The organism is Kamptonema formosum PCC 6407 (assembly GCF_000332155.1).
Lineage (GTDB): Bacteria > Cyanobacteriota > Cyanobacteriia > Cyanobacteriales > Microcoleaceae > Kamptonema > Kamptonema formosum.
This window is the reverse complement of the sequence record NZ_KB235904.1, coordinates 1,300,936-1,318,355: the sequence shown is the minus strand read 5'-3', so window position 1 is coordinate 1,318,355 and position 17,420 is coordinate 1,300,936. Positions and strand designations below refer to the sequence as shown.

The following is a 17,420-nucleotide window of genomic DNA, read 5'->3' as shown; positions in this document are numbered from 1 at the left end:
TTGTGGGTCAAAACGAAGTATTTTCATCAAAAAACCCGGTTTCTTTGGTTGGTTGCGTAAGTCCTGTAATTGCTATCTTCCCTATCTTGCTCATCTCCGCTATCTTCCCCATCTTCCCCATCTTCCCCATCTTCCCCATCCTCCCTATCTCCCCATCCTCCCCATCTTCCCCATCTTCCCCATCTCCCCATCTCCCCCATTCTTTTTTGAACTTGGTATTAGAAGATTTATAGGCGAAATGTGTCAGGCTGAGCTAGAGTGAGCATAATATTATATATAGCTAGTTTTTTTCCAAGGCTAGCATCGTAGGAAAGTTAACGAAGGTTAAGAATTGTCGCAAGTCCAGATCGCCTAAAGAAGTCCACTTTGTAAGGTCTTTAACTATGAATATTCACAAGTTTTCTCGCCCGTTTTTGTCCCTATTGGCAGTCCCCCTGTTTGCAGGACTGACACTGTTGCCGATCGCACCAGCTACGAGTGTTACATTCCAACCTAAAGGTAGCCCCGATCGCACCGCAGGGGGCGCATCGCGCGGCTTATGTTCCCCAGCAGGAGTAACATCGTTAGGTCAAGGGCCTAAAGGGGCGATCGCAGCCTTAATTCCTGCTACAGATGCAGAATTCACCGCCGCAGCTTATCCAACCGTACTCGTCAAAATCCCCGAATTTAAATCCGTAGAAGCTGAGTTTGTTTTGTGGGATGAAAACTCGAACGAAATTTACCAAACTACCGTTACACTTAATGATAAACCTGGAATTGTTAGCTTTAAAGTACCAAGTAGTGTAGAGCCGTTAGCGATCGGTAAACGCTATCAGTGGAGTGTCGCTCTAATTTGCGATCCAGCCAACCGCCAACGAGATATCGTGGTGGGAGGATGGCTGCAACGCGCCGACGTTAATCCTAACCTCCGCAGTCAACTAGAGGGTGCAGATCTCCTACAGCAAACAAGACTCTATGCTCAAAATGGATTTTGGTATGACACTGTAGCAACATTAGCCGAATTAAAGCGATCGCGCCCTGATGATACCAGCATTGCTGCTGAATGGCAGGAACTCCTCCAGTCTGTCGGCTTAGCCGAACTTAGCCAAATACCTCTAGCCAACTGCTGTCAAGCTCAAAGTTAAAAAACAGAAGCGAAATTAAATTAGAGTAGGGTTTGGGAACAAGAAAGAAGGCTGAAGGCAAAGGCTAAGCCAGAAGGCTGCTATGCTGAAAAATTTAGTTATCTAGAAGAGCAGAATGCAGAAAATTTTATCCTGAATTCTGAATGATTTGTTTTGCATTCTTCTTCAATTTAACAATTACCAATTCCCAATTATCGATTACCCAACCCAACCTCAATTTTAAAATTTCGCTAATGAAAAATGCCGTTAAACTCCAACAGTTTATAAGTAGTTGGCGCATAGTATTATTGGTAGCTCCATCATTAGCAACTTTAATCATTGTCTTGAGGTTTTTAGGACTGTTTCAAATGTTAGAATGGGCCGCCCTTGACCAGTGGTTCCGCCTGCGTCCCCCAGAACTTACCGACCCCCGTATTGTTATAGTTACTATTGATGAAGCTTCAATTAGAAGTATTGGGCAATGGCCAATTCCCGATGCGATTTTAGCAAAAGTTATAAATAAGATCCACCAACAGCAACCCCGCGCTATTGGTATGGATTTATATCGGGACTTACCCGTACAGCCTGGCCATGAAGAACTCATAGAAGCGCTCAAATCAACTCCGAATCTAATTGGCGTTCAAAAGTTAGTAGGAGATGGATACGGGCCGGAGGTAAATCCACCTCAAGGCTTGAATAAATCGGATCGGATTGCTGCTGCGGATCTGGTATTAGATGCCGATGGTAAAGTTCGCCGGGGCTTGATTTCTCTGGAGTCTCAATCAGGTGAAACAGTGCTAGGTTTAGGTGTAAAACTAGCATTAAAATATTTAGAACGTGAGGGAATTGAGCTGCAAGAGCTGGATGCAAATAAACGTTATTATCAATTAGGAAAAGCTAAATTTATTCCTTTTGCAAAGAACGACGGCGGTTATATCCGGGCTGACGATCGCGGCTATCAAATCATGCTGAATTATAGAGGAGGGCAAAAGAATTTTAAAACCTTCTCTATGATGCAAGTTCTTAAGGGACAAATGCCTGCAAATTGGGGGAGAGATCGCTTAGTTTTAATTGGGATAACCGCAGCCAGTATCAACGATAATTTCTTCACTCCCTACAGCAGTTCATTTACTGCCTTTCCAGAAAGAATGCCGGGAGTAATTATTCATGCCAATTTAACCAGCCAAATTTTGAGTGCAGCACTGGATGGACGATCTCAGATTCAAGTTTGGTCTGAACCACTACAATCACTGTGGATTATAAAATGGTGTTTTTTAGGTGCTATTCTCACTTGGGGAGTACAGTCTCAAAAACTATTTAATCGGCGCATCGCGCGCATAAAAAAGATAGCAATTCTTGGGCTAGCAGCAAGTCTTCTGGTTGTAAGTTCATATCTATCTTTCCTACTAGGTTGGTGGATTCCTTTTGTCGCGCCTTTAATCGCTTTAGGGGGAGCTACCAGCGCTATTGCTATGTATATTACGTATTTAATCAAGCAAGCTAACACCGAATTAGCTAACTATAGTCAGGAAATTAATCTGCTCAATGATTGCCTGAAAGCTGAAAACCTCCGCATGGTTGCTGAGCTAAAAGTAACGCGCCGTCTTCAGCAAATGATCCTGCCTAAAAAATCAGAACTATTACAAATAGATGGGTTAGAAATCGCAGGGTTTATGGAGCCTGCGGATCAAATCGGAGGTGACTACTACGATGTTCTTAAGTGTGGCGATCGCATTAAAATTGCTATCGGTGACGTGACGGGACACGGCTTAGAAAGTGGAGTATTAATGCTGATGGTGCAGACAGCAGTACGAACGCTACTAGAGGCTAAATTTATTGAAGCAAAAGAGTTTTTCTCTCTCCTCAATCGCACCATTTATAAGAACTTAGAGCGGATGAACTCTGATAAAAATATGACCCTGGTATTGTTGGATTATAACGATGGGGTCTTGACATTAAGCGGGCAACACGAAGAGGTACTTGTCGTGCGCTCTAGTCACGAAGTTGAGCGCATTGATACGGTAGAATTGGGTTTTCCCATCGGATTAGTAGAAGATATTGCCGATACTGTAGCTTCTACGGAAGTGAAGTTGAATACAGGTGATGTTGTGGTACTCTACACTGACGGCATTACTGAGGCTCTGGATATCAATAAAATGGAATATGGCTTAGAGCGGCTAATTGAGGTAGTAAAGCAAAACTACGAAGCTTCTACTGCTGAAATTAGGGATGCTGTCATCAGCGACGTTCGGCAGCATATTGGGGAACAAAGAGTTTATGATGATATTACAATACTTATCCTCAAACAAAATTGACACTCCCAGGCCTAAAGGCGGTGGGATTCTTGAATCAATGACCGAACTTAACCTATTCTGATTGCTCAGATATTTTGACAATCCTAACTCGCCTGATTTGTTCGGATTGATAAAATGGCTGCGATCGCGACCCAAAAGCAGTCATCTAGACAAAATTTTAGTCAATGGCGCGTAAGTCCTGTACTTGCAATGCGCGATCGCAATTCTCTCAAAAGCCTATAAGATTAAAAGATCGAGTAAAAACCTTGAGGCTATTCTGCTAAGGTACGAGCAAACTCATTGTACCTATGGCTTTGGAACTTTCTAGCTCATTTATTATCTAAAACTATGCGTAAATGCGCTTCAATGCTACTCACAGCAATAATGATGACCGCTTCCCTCACAGCTTGCGGGGGCCCATCTGGACAAGTAGGACAGGGAGGAGTGGCGACAACTAGCTCCGCCACTCCTCAAGTTCAGAGTCGATTAGATAAGATTATTAGTCGCGGTACGTTGATTTGCGGCGTTAGCGGTCAATTACCAGGGTTTAGTTTTGTCGATGAAAAAGGCAAATACTCTGGGCTAGATGTGGAAATTTGCAGAGCGATCGCCGCCGCGTTATTTGACGATCCTGAAAAAGTAGAATACCGCAACCTCAACGCTAAAGAGCGATTTACAGCTTTACAGTCAGGCGAAATCGATATTCTTAGCCGCAACACCACTTGGACGCTTTCCCGCGACGGTTCCACCGGCCTAGAATTCGCGCCCGTCGTGTTTTACGACAGCCAGAGCATTATGGTCAAAAAAGATAGCGGTATCCAAACTTTAAAAGACTTTGCCGGCAAATCTATTTGCGTTCAAACAGGTACAAGTACCGAACAAAACTTGTCCGACCAAATGCGGAAACTTGGCATCAAATACACGCCCGTTGTGTTTGAAGATGTCAATGCTACCTTCGCAACCTATCAAGAAGGTCGATGTCAAGGAGTCACGGCCGATCGCTCTCAATTAGTGTCAAAACGCACTATTTTACCCACTCCCGATCAACACATCATCTTAAATGAAGTGATGTCGAAAGAACCTTTAGCACCCGCTGTTAGTAGTGGAGATTCCAAATGGGCGGACGCGGTAAGATGGATAGTCTACGCTACAATAGAAGCAGAAGATTTAGGTGTCAATTCTCAAAACATCGATCAACTAGCAACAACTACAACAGACCCTAATGTAAAACGTTTGATCGGAACAGAAGGAGATTTAGGAAAAGGTCTCGGTCTACCTAATGATTTTGCACTCCGCACTATCAAAAAAGTTGGCAACTACGGCGAAATTTATGACCGTAATCTTGGCCCGAGCAGTACACTTAAGCTAGATCGCGGACAAAATAGACTGTGGAAAGATGGCGGTTTACTCTATTCGCCACCATTTCGCTAAGTAGAAGGCAGAAGCCAGGAGGCAGGAGGCAGAAGGCTTTAGAATGTAAGTTGGGTCAAGCTAAGCGAAGCCCAACTTTTTGTTAACAATTAACAGTTAAACAATTAACAGTTAACAGTTAACAACTAACAGTTAACAGTAACTACTCAAGACTACTTATCATGGTGTAAATTATGAATGATCGGGGTCGTAATTTTCCAAACTTACTTAATTTTAGATCTTTATCTAAATTGTTGCGAGATGATCGATTCTGGAAAGTTGCCGGTCAAGCGATCGCAGCGATCTTGGTAGTAGTATTTGCCGCAATTATTTGGAATAATCTTACTGCTAATTTGCGACAGTTAGGCATCAATTTAGGCTTTGACTTTCTTGGTTCCCAAGCATCCTTTGACATTGGTGAGAGCATTATTCCTTATAATCCCTCTAACAGTTTTGCTCAGGCGATGTTAGTAGGTTTAGTAAATTCTTTTCGGGTAATGGGTGTGGGCTTAGTTACCGCCACAATTGTCGGATTAACAGTCGGAATTGCCAGACTTTCCGACAACTGGCTAGTGCGTAACTTAGCAACTATCTACGTCGAGATTTTACGAAATACACCATTGCTACTGCAATTGTTTTTCTGGTATTTTGCAGTTTTTATTTCGCTACCAAGACTCGAAAGTAGTACGCCATTCTTAGGCTCATTTTATTTGACAAATCTGGGTATAGCTATCCCTTGGTTAACAGGTAATCCAGGTACAGGATTATGGTTAATTTTACTAGCTGTTGGTATTTTAGCTGCGGTTTGGCTGTGGCGATGGCGGACTCGTGTTAGGCTAGAAACAGGCGCGGCTGGCAGACAATTTATCTGGGCTTCCGGTGCAATTTTATTAACAGCAATTATAGCTTTTATTATTACTAGAAATCCACCTTTTACCCTAGATATTCCCAGAGTAATAGAAAGGACACAACTAGAAGGTGGATTGAAACTAACTCCTGAATTTGCCACATTGTTAACAGGATTAACCCTTTATACTGCCAGTTTTATTGCTGAAATTGTGCGTGCGGGAATTCAATCAGTACCTCAAGGCCAATGGGAAGCAGGAAAGGCTTTAGGATTAAAGTCGGGATTAATGATGCGCTTGGTGATTTTACCTCAAGCTTTGCGAGTTATTATTCCGCCGTTAACCAGTCAGTATCTCAACTTAGCAAAGAATTCTAGTTTGGCAGTTGCCATTGGCTATCCAGATGTATATTTTGTCGCCTCCACTACATTTAATCAAACAGGGCGCGTAGTCGAAGTAATGTTGCTAATTATGGTGACATATCTTACGATTAGTTTAAGCATTGCTATCGTGATGAACTTATATAATAGAAGCGTGCAAATTAAAGAAAGGTAAAAACGAATAACTCAGCAGGAATGAAGTATTCCGGCAGATAATTTATGACTTGCAGTCTTCAGACTTTCTACCTCAATACTTTGTCCCTCATTCAAAACCACCAACTAAAACCAGATGGAATCCGCCCCCTTATTACCACCAGTCAGCGAATCGCCTACGCCTTGGAATTGGGCGAGGAAAAACTTATTTAGTAGCTGGTATAATAGCCTGCTGACTGTTATTTGCTTAACTATCATCTTCCAATTCCTGAAAGGATTTGCGATTTGGGTAACAACAAAAGCTCAATGGCGAGTAATTGAAGCAAACTTACCGCTATTTTTTGCTGGTAGGTTTCCCCGTGAATTACACTGGCGGCTGTGGATAATCGTGGGAATAATTACCTTACTGGGCGGCTTAACTTGGGGGAATTTTAATCGGCAAGTTAGCCTCTGGAATCACCCTTTATTAATTGTGCTAGGTGCAAGCATTACTGCTGCATTACTTTTTCCTACTGACTTAACATCGCGCCTCTGGCTATTAGGAAATATAATTATTGCCGCTGCCAGTTATAGTTTTGGTAGACAAATTAATCCTCAAGTAATGCGCTGGTTGCCGCTGAGTTGGGTATTTTCGTTTCCTGTAATTTTGTGGTTAATTAAAGGCGGTTTAGGTTTAAAAGAAGTGCCGACAAATGACTGGGGAGGGTTAATGTTAACTCTATTTGCCGCAGTTGTTAGTATCGCCCTTTCTTTTCCCTTGGGAGTATTGCTGGCACTTGGACGACAGAGTAGTTTGCCAGTGGTCAAATATTTCTCAATATTATATATTGAAATTGTCCGAGGTTTGCCATTAATTGGCATTTTATTTTTAGGACAAGTAATGTTGCAGTTTTTTCTGCCGCCAGGTGCTCCAAAGTTAGATCGGTTAGTGAGGGCAATTGCAGCTTTAACTTTATTTAGCGCTGCTTATTTGGCAGAAAATGTGCGGGGAGGGTTACAATCAGTACCACGCGGACAGATAGAAGCCGCGCGATCGCTTGGTTTAAATACACCCCTGGTAATTTTATTAATTGTACTACCCCAAGCTTTACGAGCAGTAATTCCGGCGATTGTCGGTCAATTTATTGGGTTATTTAAAGATACTTCCTTACTTTCTCTGTTTGGAATATTAGAGTTAGTAGGAATATCTCGCACAGTTTTAGCAAATCCTGCTTATTCTGGTCGCTATGCGGAGGTTTATGTATTTATTGGTGTTATCTATTGGGTATTTTGTTACTCAATGTCATTGGCAAGTCGCAAATTAGAGCAAACTTTAGGTGTAGGTCAAAAATAAAAATTATGGAAAATCAAACAACAGCAGTAGACACAGAAAATTCAATTAATAAAGAACCGACGATCGTAGCAGAAAATGTCCACAAATGGTACGGTCAATTTCACGTACTGCGCGGCGTTAGCATGACGGTAAATCGGGGCGAAGTCGTTGTAGTGATGGGGCCATCAGGTTCGGGAAAATCTACTTTTATCCGCACTTTTAATGCTCTGGAAGAATACCAACAGGGTAAGATTACTATAGATAAAATTGAACTTTCCCACGATCTTCGCAATATTGAAGCAATTCGTCGGGAAGTGGGGATGGTGTTTCAGCAATTTAATCTTTTCCCCCATCTCTCGGTGTTAGAAAATGTGATGTTAGCGCCTGTATGGGTGCGGCGGCGACCGAAGAAACAGGCGGAAGAAGCGGCGATGCAACTGTTAGAAAGAGTGGGGATTTTGGCACAGGCGCATAAGTATCCGGGCCAACTTTCCGGGGGTCAGCAGCAACGAGTTGCGATCGCGCGAGCTCTGGCGATGCAGCCTAAAATTATGCTATTCGATGAACCGACATCAGCTTTAGATCCTGAGATGGTGCGGGAGGTTTTGGACGTGATGCGCGGTTTAGCTGACACGGGGATTACAATGGTAATTGTTACTCACGAAGTTGGTTTTGCTCGTGAAGTTGCCGATCGCATTGTCTTGATGGCTGATGGGTTATTGGTGGAGGAGGCTACGCCGGAGGAGTTTTTTCAAAACCCCAAGGAAGAACGCACTCGTAAGTTTTTATCGCAGATTTTGTAGTCAAATTATCAAACGCGCTTGATTATTTTTGGGTTGTTGATTGTTTTGGGGACGATTTTTTTCCTCAAGGTTTGGTTAAGATGTTGCTGTAATTGCCGATATGCTTCTACTTGAGCCTCTAAAGAACGAGATGTACCCATATAACTCAGCCACCCCCGTGTTTGCTCTTCATAAGTAATAATTGTAGTAGCTACTACCTGACGGGGTGACAACCCCGTCAAAGAGTAGATAGAATCAAGGTTCTAGCCCTTATCCCCTTCTTGAAAAATGGTCGCTTATTACTTCTAATCCTCATTAATTCAGTTACTAAATCTTGGCAAACTTCACTTCCTGTCACCCAACATTCACCATATAAACCTATCCAAAAGTTGCTATGACGACGTATCGATCGCCCTAATTCCTGCACCCGACCCACATATTTTTGAATCCCCATCTGTTTGATTGTATGACCTTGAATAATTGCACAAGTGTATGCGATCGCGATTAATAAAATTAAAGACTTTAAGCGGTCATAACAGGCATGACTATTTTCCAAATTATAGCCTCCTGTCTTACAGTCTTTAAACATAGCCTCTATTCCACTCCGACATTTAAAACTCGCGATCGCCAATTTTAAACTACCTACATTGGTCAGCAGAAACCAACCTTCAGAAGCCCCGTTAGTTTTGTATTTTCTTTTCCAATAACCTGCCACATCAAATTTGCCAAAACCTTTTTGCTTAGTAACTTTAACCCCGCTTCTATAAAAGCCTGTCCCTGGTATTAGTCCTAACTCGCTTAGACGTTGATATTCTTCTTTTTCAGATTGTATGTATCGTTCTTGTTTAACTCTTAATACAAACTTGACACCTACGTCATAGAGCCATTGCGCCAGCTTGACAGAACCAAATTCTCTGTCTCCTAGAATAATTATTTGATAATCTTGTAGCAAGACCAAAACAGGTGTAATTAAATTTTGTTGTTCTTGAATATTCGTACTGCCTCTTTTGGGGAGTATTTCCCAGTATAAAGGAATAGCCCTTTGCGACCAAATTAGACTAATAAAAAATAAATTATTGTGTCGCCATTGAGTGCGGTCGATAGCTAGCATCAACACAGACTGATTTTTAAAAGCCGTGTTCAAGATGTATTTCACCAAGGGAAACCAGATGGTTTCAATTCGCAAGACTGGCAACTTAAAAAATCTTTGAAGATTGCGCCTCCGACTCTCAAAGAGTACAGGATATGACCAAACAGTAGCTAGTCTCTCAATACTGACCTGTTTGTGTATTTGTAAAAGGCAGACAACAATTGCAAGAGTTAAGTATTCAGTTTTTTTGAGTTGACTTGACAAGCAATTTTGGTAAAATAAAGGAAGCATTTAATTATTCTGGGGGTTGTTGAGAACGATCGCCCATTTTTTTTTACCACAAAACGTCTCAAAGCGCTATAGGTAAGGCTTTTGACGGGGTTGTCACCCCGTCAGAGCTACTACTTCATTAGGATTGATACTGGATAGTCTTGCTACTAAGGGTTGTGCGTCCTGTCCGCCCCGTTCTAGGATGGTTAAATGGTCAGTATCTAAAAGGTACATTTTAATCTGTAGGAAGTTGTTCGGAATCCTGTTGCAAAGATTGGCGATACTCTTTTCCTAACTGCATCGCTTCCTCAAATGCTGTACTTTTAGCAAAGGTTCCTGTAATTTTTTGCCACCAAGGATTTGAGGTAGCAGCGCTGATGGGAAGTAAATTCTTGAGATGCGCTACTTCTGTTTCTAGTTGGGCAACTCTTTCTTCTAGTTTTGATGTTGACATTATTAAGTTCGAGATGTATGGCTTTTGCTATTATAGCGCTGTTGACTTAGATTCCAAGTAGCGATCGCATTTTTCATCCTACTAAGAGTATCACCTTCACACTCCTCATTCTCCAGAACTTCTATCCAATCCCCTCTACCAAGTTACTCTCCTAGAAAGCATAAAATTAACGACTCTCAACACGCCTAAAGGTGATACCCTCGCCACTAGAACTAAATGTATTTGCATCAATAATTGTTAACCGATCTGGCGTTGTACTACTTGCTGGATTATTTGGATATCCAGCAACGAAAGTAACAGAGAAAGAGCTTCCCTTAGAAACATTGCTTGGTATTGATCCAAAGAATGTACGAGACCCAGACGGTACACATCTATCTCCCCCACTGTTTATTTTGGTTGCAACAAGGGAGTTACCATTAACTGTAATATTGATCTGCTCCGTGTGATTTGTCCCTCTGGGACACTGATAGCCTTTTGCAATCCATGTACCAATGAACATCTTTCGCCAGTATTCTTCCCTGACTCTTGATGTCCAACCTTGACAATTGTTTACTACCCCTCCATAGATACCATCATTTGGTGTGCGAAACTCACAACGGTTGGGAAGAACTGCTGTTCCGCCTGCCAAAACAATTTTAACTACATCAGGATCGTAACGTTCACTATCAATCGGAACAAAGTTGTCAACTCTGCCACCGCTGGCTTCTCGACCAGTTCTGATAGCTTCTTGGGGGTACTTGAATCTGCCTGTTGGGCCAAAACCTATGTTGTCCACAACTCTTCCATTGTTACAGAAGAATATCTGTTCATGAGCAATCTCAACGTTGAGTCTATCTCCTACTGGACTATTGGGACGATTTCCATCAAGTCCTCCCCTACCCCATGCCCCTTGAGAAAGAGGGTGCTGAGCAAACACAACATATCGCCCACCTTGACTACAGATACGTTGTTCGGTCAATGATTGTGCTTGGATTACCGCAGGAAAACAGACCTGAACCAGTATCCCGATTCCTAAAAAAACAGGCAAGTTTTTCATTGATATTATGCAGAGTAGAAATAAAATTAACGTTTCTACCAAATCATAGATATGATAGACCGATCGCTCAAAACTGAAAAGGGAAAAAAGACGGAAAAAGACGGGTATTTCTAAGATTAGGATAAAAGACGGATAAAGGCGGATAAAGACGGATAAAGTCGGCTATACTAACTTATAGTTCTCTGACAACCCTAATGATGGACACTGCCAATATCTTGCAATTTGTAGATGAAGTGGTATGCGCTAAAACAGGCAAGCGTTTAAATGACTTGCAGCGCGGAATTATCGAGGGAATACTGAAACGACAAAAGTATTCTGATATCGCAGAGAGTTATGGTTGTACTGCGGGTCATGCTAAGGATGTCGGTTACAAGCTTTTGCAAATGTTATCTGATGTTTTTGGCGAATCAGTTGATAAACGTAATCTTAAATCTGTCCTAAAACGAAAATCAACTATAAATATTGCTTTCAATAATAGTAATAATATTGAGGGAAATATCAACACGATTAATTATATTAATGCTTGCTCAGAACTACCCAATGTTACCCCAGATAAAAGCCAGCCTTCGACTCCTGACTTTCACGACGGTACAAATCAAGTTAAAATTGAAATGGTTGGTAAATTACGACAGTTGGGATTGAGCGATGAGCAAATTGCAGAGGTGGTAGGGTTAGCCTTGGAGGTAGTGAAAAAGATAGATTGAAAAGAATGAATTTATTTTCCGATCGCCAGTCTCAGCGTTCTCTTAACATCACGATTCTACTTTTAAGATAGATACACTTAGCCCCCAAATAACCGAGTTATAATAGTATATGGAACTCCTAAATTATAAACTTATATGCCATCCACTAAAACGTTACCTCTAGTTAAAAATCCCGAACGCCTAGAAAGCCGCCTCAAGGAAATTCCCCCCGTTCCCGGCGTTTATTTGATGCGAGATGAAAGCGATCGCATCCTCTACATCGGCAAATCTAAAAAACTCAGATCCCGCGTGCGTTCCTACTTCCGTGAAAGTGGAAATATCAGTTCCCGCATTGCAATGATGGTGCAACAAGTATGCGAAATAGAATTTATTGTCACCGATACGGAAGCGGAATCTTTAGCACTAGAAGCTAATCTCGTCAAGCAACATCAACCATACTTTAATGTCCTGCTGAAAGATGATAAGAAATATCCCTATTTGTGCATCACTTGGTCGCAGGAATATCCCCGCATTTTCATTACCCGCAAACGCACTTCTGGAAATCAAAAAGACCGTTATTATGGCCCTTACGTCGATACAGGCGCACTGCGGAGTACGCTGCATCTAATTAAGCGGATTTTTCCTTTGCGGCAACGGCCACAACCACTATTTAAAGATAGACCTTGTATTAACTACGATATTGGTCGCTGCGTTGGCGTTTGTCAAGGGTTGATTGCAGTTGAAGAATATCGTAAAATGATGCTGAAAGTCGCGATGATTTTCCAGGGAAGGACTCAAGAATTGATTGAAAGTTTGCATTCACAAATGGACCAGGCGGCGGCAGATTTGAATTTTGAAACTGCTGCTCGGATTCGCGATCAAATTAAAGGTTTACAGTCTTTGAGTGCGGATCAAAAAGTATCTTTGCCTGATGATACGGTTTCCAGAGATGCGATCGCACTTGCTAATGATGACCGACACGCTTGTATTCAATTATTCCAAATTAGGGCGGGTCAGCTAGTAGGAAGATTGGGATTTATTGCTGAGATACCCCCCCACCCCCCCCTTACTAAGGGGGGGCTTAATGATGATTTATCTTCTGATTCATCCCCCCATTTACAAGGGGGGGGAAGAGGGGGGTTAGAACTTGGAGCTATTTTACAGCGAGTCTTAGAAGAACATTATCAAAATGTAGAATCAGTGGAAATTCCATCTGAGATTTTAGTGCAGTATGAGTTACCAGAGGGAGAGATATTAGCAGATTGGTTAAGCAGTCATAAAGGGCGAAAAGTGAGTATTGTCGCACCGCAGCGGCAAACTAAGGCAGAATTAATTGAGATGGTAGAACGTAATGCTGAATATGAATTAGCAAGGATGCAAAAATTAGGCGATCGCAACTCTCAAGCAATGCAAGATTTAGCAGAAATTCTTGATTTGCCAGAGTTGCCACACCGTATAGAAGGTTACGATATTTCACACATTCAAGGTTCTGATGCAGTGGCTTCTCGCGTCGTATTTATTGATGGTTTGCCAGCAAAACAACACTACCGTCATTACAAAATTAAAAATCCTGAAGTTAAATCCGGTCATTCTGATGACTTTGCCAGTTTAGCGGAAGTTATTGGTCGTAGATTTGGAAAGAAGAAGGAAGAAGAAAGAGGAATAAAAGCCGAAGGATTTAGCGATATAGTGGATAAACCAGATTTAATTATGATTGACGGTGGAAAAGGTCAATTGTCCGCAGTAGTGGAAGTTTTGCGGGAGATGAATTTGCTAGAAGAATTGCGAGTGGTGAGTTTAGCTAAGCAGCGAGAAGAGATTTTTTTGCCCGGAGAATCTTTACCTTTAGCTACTGATTCCGAACAGCCAGGAGTGCAGTTATTGCGGCGTTTGCGCGATGAAGCTCATAGATTTGCTGTGAGTTTTCACCGCGATCGAAGAAGTGATAGGATGAAGCGATCGCGATTAGATGAAATTCCCGGTTTGGGACATCATCGCCAGAAACAATTGTTAGCACATTTTCGCTCTGTTGACTATATTCGTTTGGCAACTCTAGAACAACTGGCTGAGGTTCCTGGGATTGGGCCGCGTTTAGCGCAGGAAATTTACGATTATTTCCACCCTTAAAACCCTATTTCCAGACTGTTTAAATGCGTAACAGCTTAGGACTTGACTTATTCGCAGAAAACTTAAACTCAAGAAAGAGGAGCGCACCCTCACTGTTCCAATGTCCTCAAGCGGGTATGCTTCTCCCTAACTTAATCATCCCTTAGAGAGGAGACATTCTGCCGAGGAGTAAGTTATCTTAATTCCCAAACTTTAATCGAGAGGAAAAGCCTGTGGTTCCCTTACGCGATGAGAATCCCACCACTATTACGCCTTATGTCACCTATGGACTGATTGCTGTTAATATATTGGTGTTTATCTACGAACTAACTTTACCAGAGGGGCAACTAACTCGATTCTTCTACTCGTGGGCTGTTGTTCCTTGTCAGCTTACTGATATCTGCCCGGTGTCTATACCAGCATCTCCTTTTCCAGAATGGGTGACATTAATTACTTCCCAATTTTTACATGGAGGTTTTCTTCACGTCGCTGGGAATATGCTATTTCTGTGGATATTTGGCAACAACGTAGAAGACCGTTTAGGTCATGTCAAATTTATCGTATTTTACCTAGCTTGTGGTGTGTTGGCTTCCTTAACGCAGTGGTATTTCTCCTCTGCATCTCAGATTCCTTCCTTGGGGGCTAGCGGTGCGATCGCGGGCGTTATGGGAGCCTATATTCTCAGATATCCTAAAGCTAAAGTTCTCACATTACTTCCCTTGGGTATATTTTTTACTACTGTGCGAATCTCTGCTTTCTGGTTTTTAGGGTTTTGGTTTTTACAGCAAGCATTTTATGGTGTCGCTTCGGTGAATGCCCCGGCAAATATTGGTATGGAAGGGGGAGGAATTGCTTATTGGGCACACGCTGGCGGATTTGTATTCGGAGCTTTACTCAGCCCTCTGTTAGGGTTATTTTCAGAAGAGTGATTAAGGAATTGGTAATGGGTAATTGGTAATTGGTAATTGGTAATGGCTAATTGCTAATTGCTAATTGCTAATTGCTAATTGGGAAAAATTCTCCCCCATCTCCCTCTCCCCCTCTTTCCCTAGTCCCTAGCCCCTAGCCCCTAGCCCCTTCTTCTGCTCCCCCTCTCCCCCTCTTTCCCTAGTCCCTAGCCCCTAGCCCCTAGCCCCTTCTTCTTGGTTTTGACATTGGTTTTGATTTCACTTGTGTAGGGGAATCAGCAAAGTGTACGAGGGGGATATCTATTTCCTCAATCCGATCGGGGAACTCAACTGCAATGTCAGCACCATTAACGATCGCTCCTAACAGTCGCGGCCCTACTTTGTTTAGCTCTTCATCAAATTCTGTTAACCGATCGCTTACTTCAGTCAATGTTTCAGAATTAGTATGACCTTGCCTTGTTACTAAAACTATGCCATCAGTATATGGTTCCAAGGTCAGGGCATCGCTGTATTCATTTAAAGGGGGGGAGTCGATAACTATAAAATCAAAGCGGTGGCGAACTTCTGTAAGTAGCCGCCGGATTTCGCTGGATTCCAGTACAGCAGCGGCTTGTCGCAGAGGCCCGGGACTGGGTATGACAAATAGGTTCTCAACGGCTGGGACAAGCCGAATGCACTCGCAGAGATCGCCGTAGTAACGTAGGGGTTCAATAGAACTAGCGGGATCGGGAGCGACTTTCAAAAATTGAACCCAAGAGGGCGATCGCAAATCTGCTTCGATTAACAAAGTCCGCTTACTAGCACGAGCCGAGGCGATCGCTAAATTGTAAGCGCTAAAAGTCTTGCCTTCAAGAGCAGTAGCAGAAGTTAGTATTACCAGCTTCGGAGGTTTTTCTCCAACGCGGCGTAGATTGCTGCGAAGTTTCTCGTAAAATTCTAGATAAGGAGAATTAGCTTCCAGGGCGATCGGCATATCATCTCTACTGGAGTCAAGGGCGATCGCAAAAGGCAAAATTCCCAATACTTCCACATCCCCTTCTTCCAAAGCCGAGCGAATTTCCTCCCAAGTGTAGAACTTCCCACCCAGCATTCCCAGTAAAAAGATGACTCCGCCCCCTAGTAATATCCCAGCAAATCCCCCCACTGCCAAGATTGCAGACCGACTTTTAGGAGTCAATTTGAGATTCTCAGCTTTTCCAAACTGAGAAATTCTCAAAGAACCTGTTGTCTCCACGATCGCCGCCTGAGCATCCACCCGGGCAGATTGCATCTTATCGTAGAGAGTCTTCTTCAGGTTTACTTCCTGTGCGATGCGCGTCTGTTCTAACTGTTTATTGGGAAGCGTCGCGTGTTCCCGCCGCAGTTGTTGTTCCGTTTTCGCAATACCAACAAGTTGCTGTTGCAGCATCTCCCGCTGAGTTTGCAAATTAATCAAAGTTTTAGCTAATTCTTGTCTGGCGGGATCTAAAGCAGAGTCTACTCGAATCTTCGCCGCACTTAAGGGTGCTGCTACTCCGTCACCTCCAAGTACCTCAGCCGCTCGCTGCTGTAACTGTTGATCCAGTGCTTGTTTGGTGTTAGTTAACTCGACTACTTTCGGGTGTTCGTCCTGAAAATCCAGGCGCAGCACTTGTAACTGAGACTCAATATCGAAAAGTTGCGATCGCAGTTGAGCAATAATTGGGTCAGCAGCCAGAGCTTGAGCCACGTAAGCTTGATCTGCATTCAATCCCAATCGCCCTTCCAGGCTGTTAATTTGAGCATTAACGCCGTCCAACTGAAATCGAATCGTCCGCTGTTGCTGTTGCGCTGAGGCGATCGCTTGAGGCAAAGCAGCAGTCTGAAATGCCAAAATAGATGCTCCCTCTCGTCTCTCGTAGAGTTGAAGTTTTTCTTCAGCAGCTCTGAGATCCTGAATTACCTGTGGTAAACGGTTGTTAATCTGGACGATCGTCTCTCGCAGTATAGAAGTATTAATTAACTGGCTTTGTTTAACCATTTCCTTCATTACTGTATCTACAATTTTTTCTGCTCTCTTAGGATCTTTATTCTTGTAAGAGACTTCAATTCCCGCACCTTGGTCGTTTGATTTCGGCATCTTTATTGACACATTTTTTGTCATCTTTTCTGGCGAAACCTCTACTTCTTTCGCTGCTGCTTCGATTACCTTTTTGTCCAGCAGCATTTCTTTTGTTACTTCCTGCCCCTGCTTTTGAATATCAGTAGCAGTGCTTGAAAAGATCACAGGAGGACGGTGGTAGCTAAGAATACCTGTAGCAGTGTAATTAGGAGCTGTTTCTGGACGAGTTGCTACTAACCCTGACACGCCCACTGCTGCTGCAAAAGTGACTAATCCGACCCATTTGTATTGCTTGAAAGCAATTAGATAACGCTTAACTATTACTGGAGCCATAGGAATTGGTAATTGGTAATTGGTAATTGTTAGTTGTTAGTTGTTAGTTGTTAGTTGTTAGTTGTTAGTTGGTAATTGGTAATTGGTAATTGGCATATTCAGGACTTACGCTCATGGCCCTAGAAACCGGGTTTTTGAGAGAATCTGGGTAACAGCGAAGTATTTTCGTCAAAAAACCCGG

The 17,420-nt window shown here is 42.7% G+C and carries 15 protein-coding genes; 9 read left to right on the top strand and 6 right to left on the bottom strand.

From position 1 onward, the window contains the following. Positions 1-26 precede the first annotated feature (26 nt). Positions 27-200 (bottom strand): hypothetical protein, encoded by a 174-nt coding sequence (locus tag OSCIL6407_RS35975; RefSeq protein ID WP_162140451.1) that lies wholly within the window; start codon positions 198-200, stop codon positions 27-29. Between the two features lie 183 nt (positions 201-383). Between OSCIL6407_RS35975 and OSCIL6407_RS0122840 the strand changes: the two genes are divergently transcribed. The 6 genes from OSCIL6407_RS0122840 (at position 384) to OSCIL6407_RS0122815 (ending at position 8,300) form a co-directional block, all read left to right on the top strand. Beyond that, positions 384-1,124 carry a DUF928 domain-containing protein gene (locus tag OSCIL6407_RS0122840; RefSeq protein WP_007354393.1) on the top strand — a complete coding sequence of 247 codons (741 nt, stop codon included), beginning with the start codon at positions 384-386 and terminating at the stop codon, positions 1,122-1,124. A 233-nt stretch (positions 1,125-1,357) separates the two neighbouring features. Next, the gene (locus OSCIL6407_RS0122835) at positions 1,358-3,418 is read left to right on the top strand and encodes a CHASE2 domain-containing protein (RefSeq protein ID WP_007354394.1); all 2,061 of its coding nucleotides are present in this window, start codon (positions 1,358-1,360) and stop codon (positions 3,416-3,418) included. A gap of 327 nt (positions 3,419-3,745) precedes the next feature. Beyond that, the gene (locus tag OSCIL6407_RS0122830) at positions 3,746-4,828 is read left to right on the top strand and encodes an amino acid ABC transporter substrate-binding protein (RefSeq protein WP_026103828.1); all 1,083 of its coding nucleotides are present in this window, start codon (positions 3,746-3,748) and stop codon (positions 4,826-4,828) included. Between the two features lie 173 nt (positions 4,829-5,001). Next, the gene (locus OSCIL6407_RS0122825) at positions 5,002-6,207 is read left to right on the top strand and encodes an amino acid ABC transporter permease (RefSeq protein WP_007354396.1); all 1,206 of its coding nucleotides are present in this window, start codon (positions 5,002-5,004) and stop codon (positions 6,205-6,207) included. Between the two features lie 114 nt (positions 6,208-6,321). Then, positions 6,322-7,518 carry an amino acid ABC transporter permease gene (locus OSCIL6407_RS0122820; protein ID WP_007354397.1) on the top strand — a complete coding sequence of 399 codons (1,197 nt, stop codon included), beginning with the start codon at positions 6,322-6,324 and terminating at the stop codon, positions 7,516-7,518. A 5-nt stretch (positions 7,519-7,523) separates the two neighbouring features. Then, complete coding sequence (locus OSCIL6407_RS0122815) at positions 7,524-8,300, top strand: amino acid ABC transporter ATP-binding protein (RefSeq protein WP_007354398.1); 777 nt, start codon at positions 7,524-7,526, stop codon at positions 8,298-8,300. A gap of 8 nt (positions 8,301-8,308) precedes the next feature. Here the strand turns inward: OSCIL6407_RS0122815 and OSCIL6407_RS0122810 are convergent, their stop codons facing one another. The 4 genes from OSCIL6407_RS0122810 to OSCIL6407_RS0122795 all read right to left on the bottom strand — a co-directional run bounded on the left by OSCIL6407_RS0122810 (position 8,309) and on the right by OSCIL6407_RS0122795 (position 11,129). Beyond that, positions 8,309-8,512, bottom strand: a complete 204-nt coding sequence (locus tag OSCIL6407_RS0122810) for a hypothetical protein (protein WP_148288918.1) — start codon at positions 8,510-8,512, stop codon at positions 8,309-8,311. Positions 8,513-8,517: 5 nt separating this feature from the next. After that, entirely contained in the window at positions 8,518-9,660 is a 1,143-nt protein-coding gene (locus OSCIL6407_RS0122805; RefSeq protein WP_019486944.1) for an IS4 family transposase, read from the bottom strand. 214 nt (positions 9,661-9,874) lie between these two features. Beyond that, positions 9,875-10,093: a hypothetical protein gene (locus OSCIL6407_RS0122800; RefSeq protein ID WP_007355230.1), complete on the bottom strand. Its 219-nt coding sequence runs from the start codon at positions 10,091-10,093 to the stop codon at positions 9,875-9,877. Positions 10,094-10,259: 166 nt separating this feature from the next. Continuing rightward, positions 10,260-11,129, bottom strand: coding sequence for a hypothetical protein (locus OSCIL6407_RS0122795; protein WP_007355229.1), 870 nt, complete (start codon positions 11,127-11,129; stop codon positions 10,260-10,262). 194 nt (positions 11,130-11,323) lie between these two features. Here OSCIL6407_RS0122795 and OSCIL6407_RS0122790 point away from each other — a divergent pair, with 194 nt between their 5' ends. From OSCIL6407_RS0122790 to OSCIL6407_RS0122780, 3 genes are all read left to right on the top strand, one after another. Next, a complete protein-coding gene (locus OSCIL6407_RS0122790) occupies positions 11,324-11,833 on the top strand; it encodes a hypothetical protein (protein ID WP_007355228.1) in 510 nt (169 codons plus the stop codon). Positions 11,834-11,968: 135 nt separating this feature from the next. Then, complete coding sequence (gene uvrC, locus OSCIL6407_RS0122785) at positions 11,969-13,939, top strand: excinuclease ABC subunit UvrC (protein WP_019487707.1); 1,971 nt, start codon at positions 11,969-11,971, stop codon at positions 13,937-13,939. 212 nt (positions 13,940-14,151) lie between these two features. Beyond that, the gene (locus OSCIL6407_RS0122780) at positions 14,152-14,847 is read left to right on the top strand and encodes a rhomboid family intramembrane serine protease (RefSeq protein ID WP_007355227.1); all 696 of its coding nucleotides are present in this window, start codon (positions 14,152-14,154) and stop codon (positions 14,845-14,847) included. Positions 14,848-15,046: 199 nt separating this feature from the next. Here OSCIL6407_RS0122780 and OSCIL6407_RS0122775 read toward each other — a convergent pair whose 3' ends face one another. Continuing rightward, entirely contained in the window at positions 15,047-17,239 is a 2,193-nt protein-coding gene (locus OSCIL6407_RS0122775; RefSeq protein WP_007357326.1) for a GumC family protein, read from the bottom strand. Between the last annotated feature and the right edge of the window lie 181 nt (positions 17,240-17,420).

Excerpts from the sequence above, each read along its gene's own strand:
- OSCIL6407_RS0122820 (WP_007354397.1), top strand. The coding sequence starts at position 6,322 with ATGGAATCCGCCCCCTTATTACCACCAGTCAGCGAATCGCCTACGCCT.
- OSCIL6407_RS0122775 (WP_007357326.1), bottom strand. The coding sequence starts at position 17,239 with ATGGCTCCAGTAATAGTTAAGCGTTATCTAATTGCTTTCAAGCAATAC.
- OSCIL6407_RS0122795 (WP_007355229.1), bottom strand. The coding sequence starts at position 11,129 with ATGAAAAACTTGCCTGTTTTTTTAGGAATCGGGATACTGGTTCAGGTC.
- OSCIL6407_RS0122800 (WP_007355230.1), bottom strand. The coding sequence starts at position 10,093 with ATGTCAACATCAAAACTAGAAGAAAGAGTTGCCCAACTAGAAACAGAA.
- uvrC (WP_019487707.1), top strand. The coding sequence starts at position 11,969 with ATGCCATCCACTAAAACGTTACCTCTAGTTAAAAATCCCGAACGCCTA.
- OSCIL6407_RS0122835 (WP_007354394.1), top strand. The coding sequence starts at position 1,358 with ATGAAAAATGCCGTTAAACTCCAACAGTTTATAAGTAGTTGGCGCATA.
- OSCIL6407_RS0122830 (WP_026103828.1), top strand. The coding sequence starts at position 3,746 with ATGCGTAAATGCGCTTCAATGCTACTCACAGCAATAATGATGACCGCT.
- OSCIL6407_RS0122825 (WP_007354396.1), top strand. The coding sequence starts at position 5,002 with ATGAATGATCGGGGTCGTAATTTTCCAAACTTACTTAATTTTAGATCT.
- OSCIL6407_RS35975 (WP_162140451.1), bottom strand. The coding sequence starts at position 200 with ATGGGGGAGATGGGGAGATGGGGAAGATGGGGAAGATGGGGAGGATGG.
- OSCIL6407_RS0122790 (WP_007355228.1), top strand. The coding sequence starts at position 11,324 with ATGATGGACACTGCCAATATCTTGCAATTTGTAGATGAAGTGGTATGC.
- OSCIL6407_RS0122840 (WP_007354393.1), top strand. The coding sequence starts at position 384 with ATGAATATTCACAAGTTTTCTCGCCCGTTTTTGTCCCTATTGGCAGTC.
- OSCIL6407_RS0122815 (WP_007354398.1), top strand. The coding sequence starts at position 7,524 with ATGGAAAATCAAACAACAGCAGTAGACACAGAAAATTCAATTAATAAA.
- OSCIL6407_RS0122805 (WP_019486944.1), bottom strand. The coding sequence starts at position 9,660 with ATGCTTCCTTTATTTTACCAAAATTGCTTGTCAAGTCAACTCAAAAAA.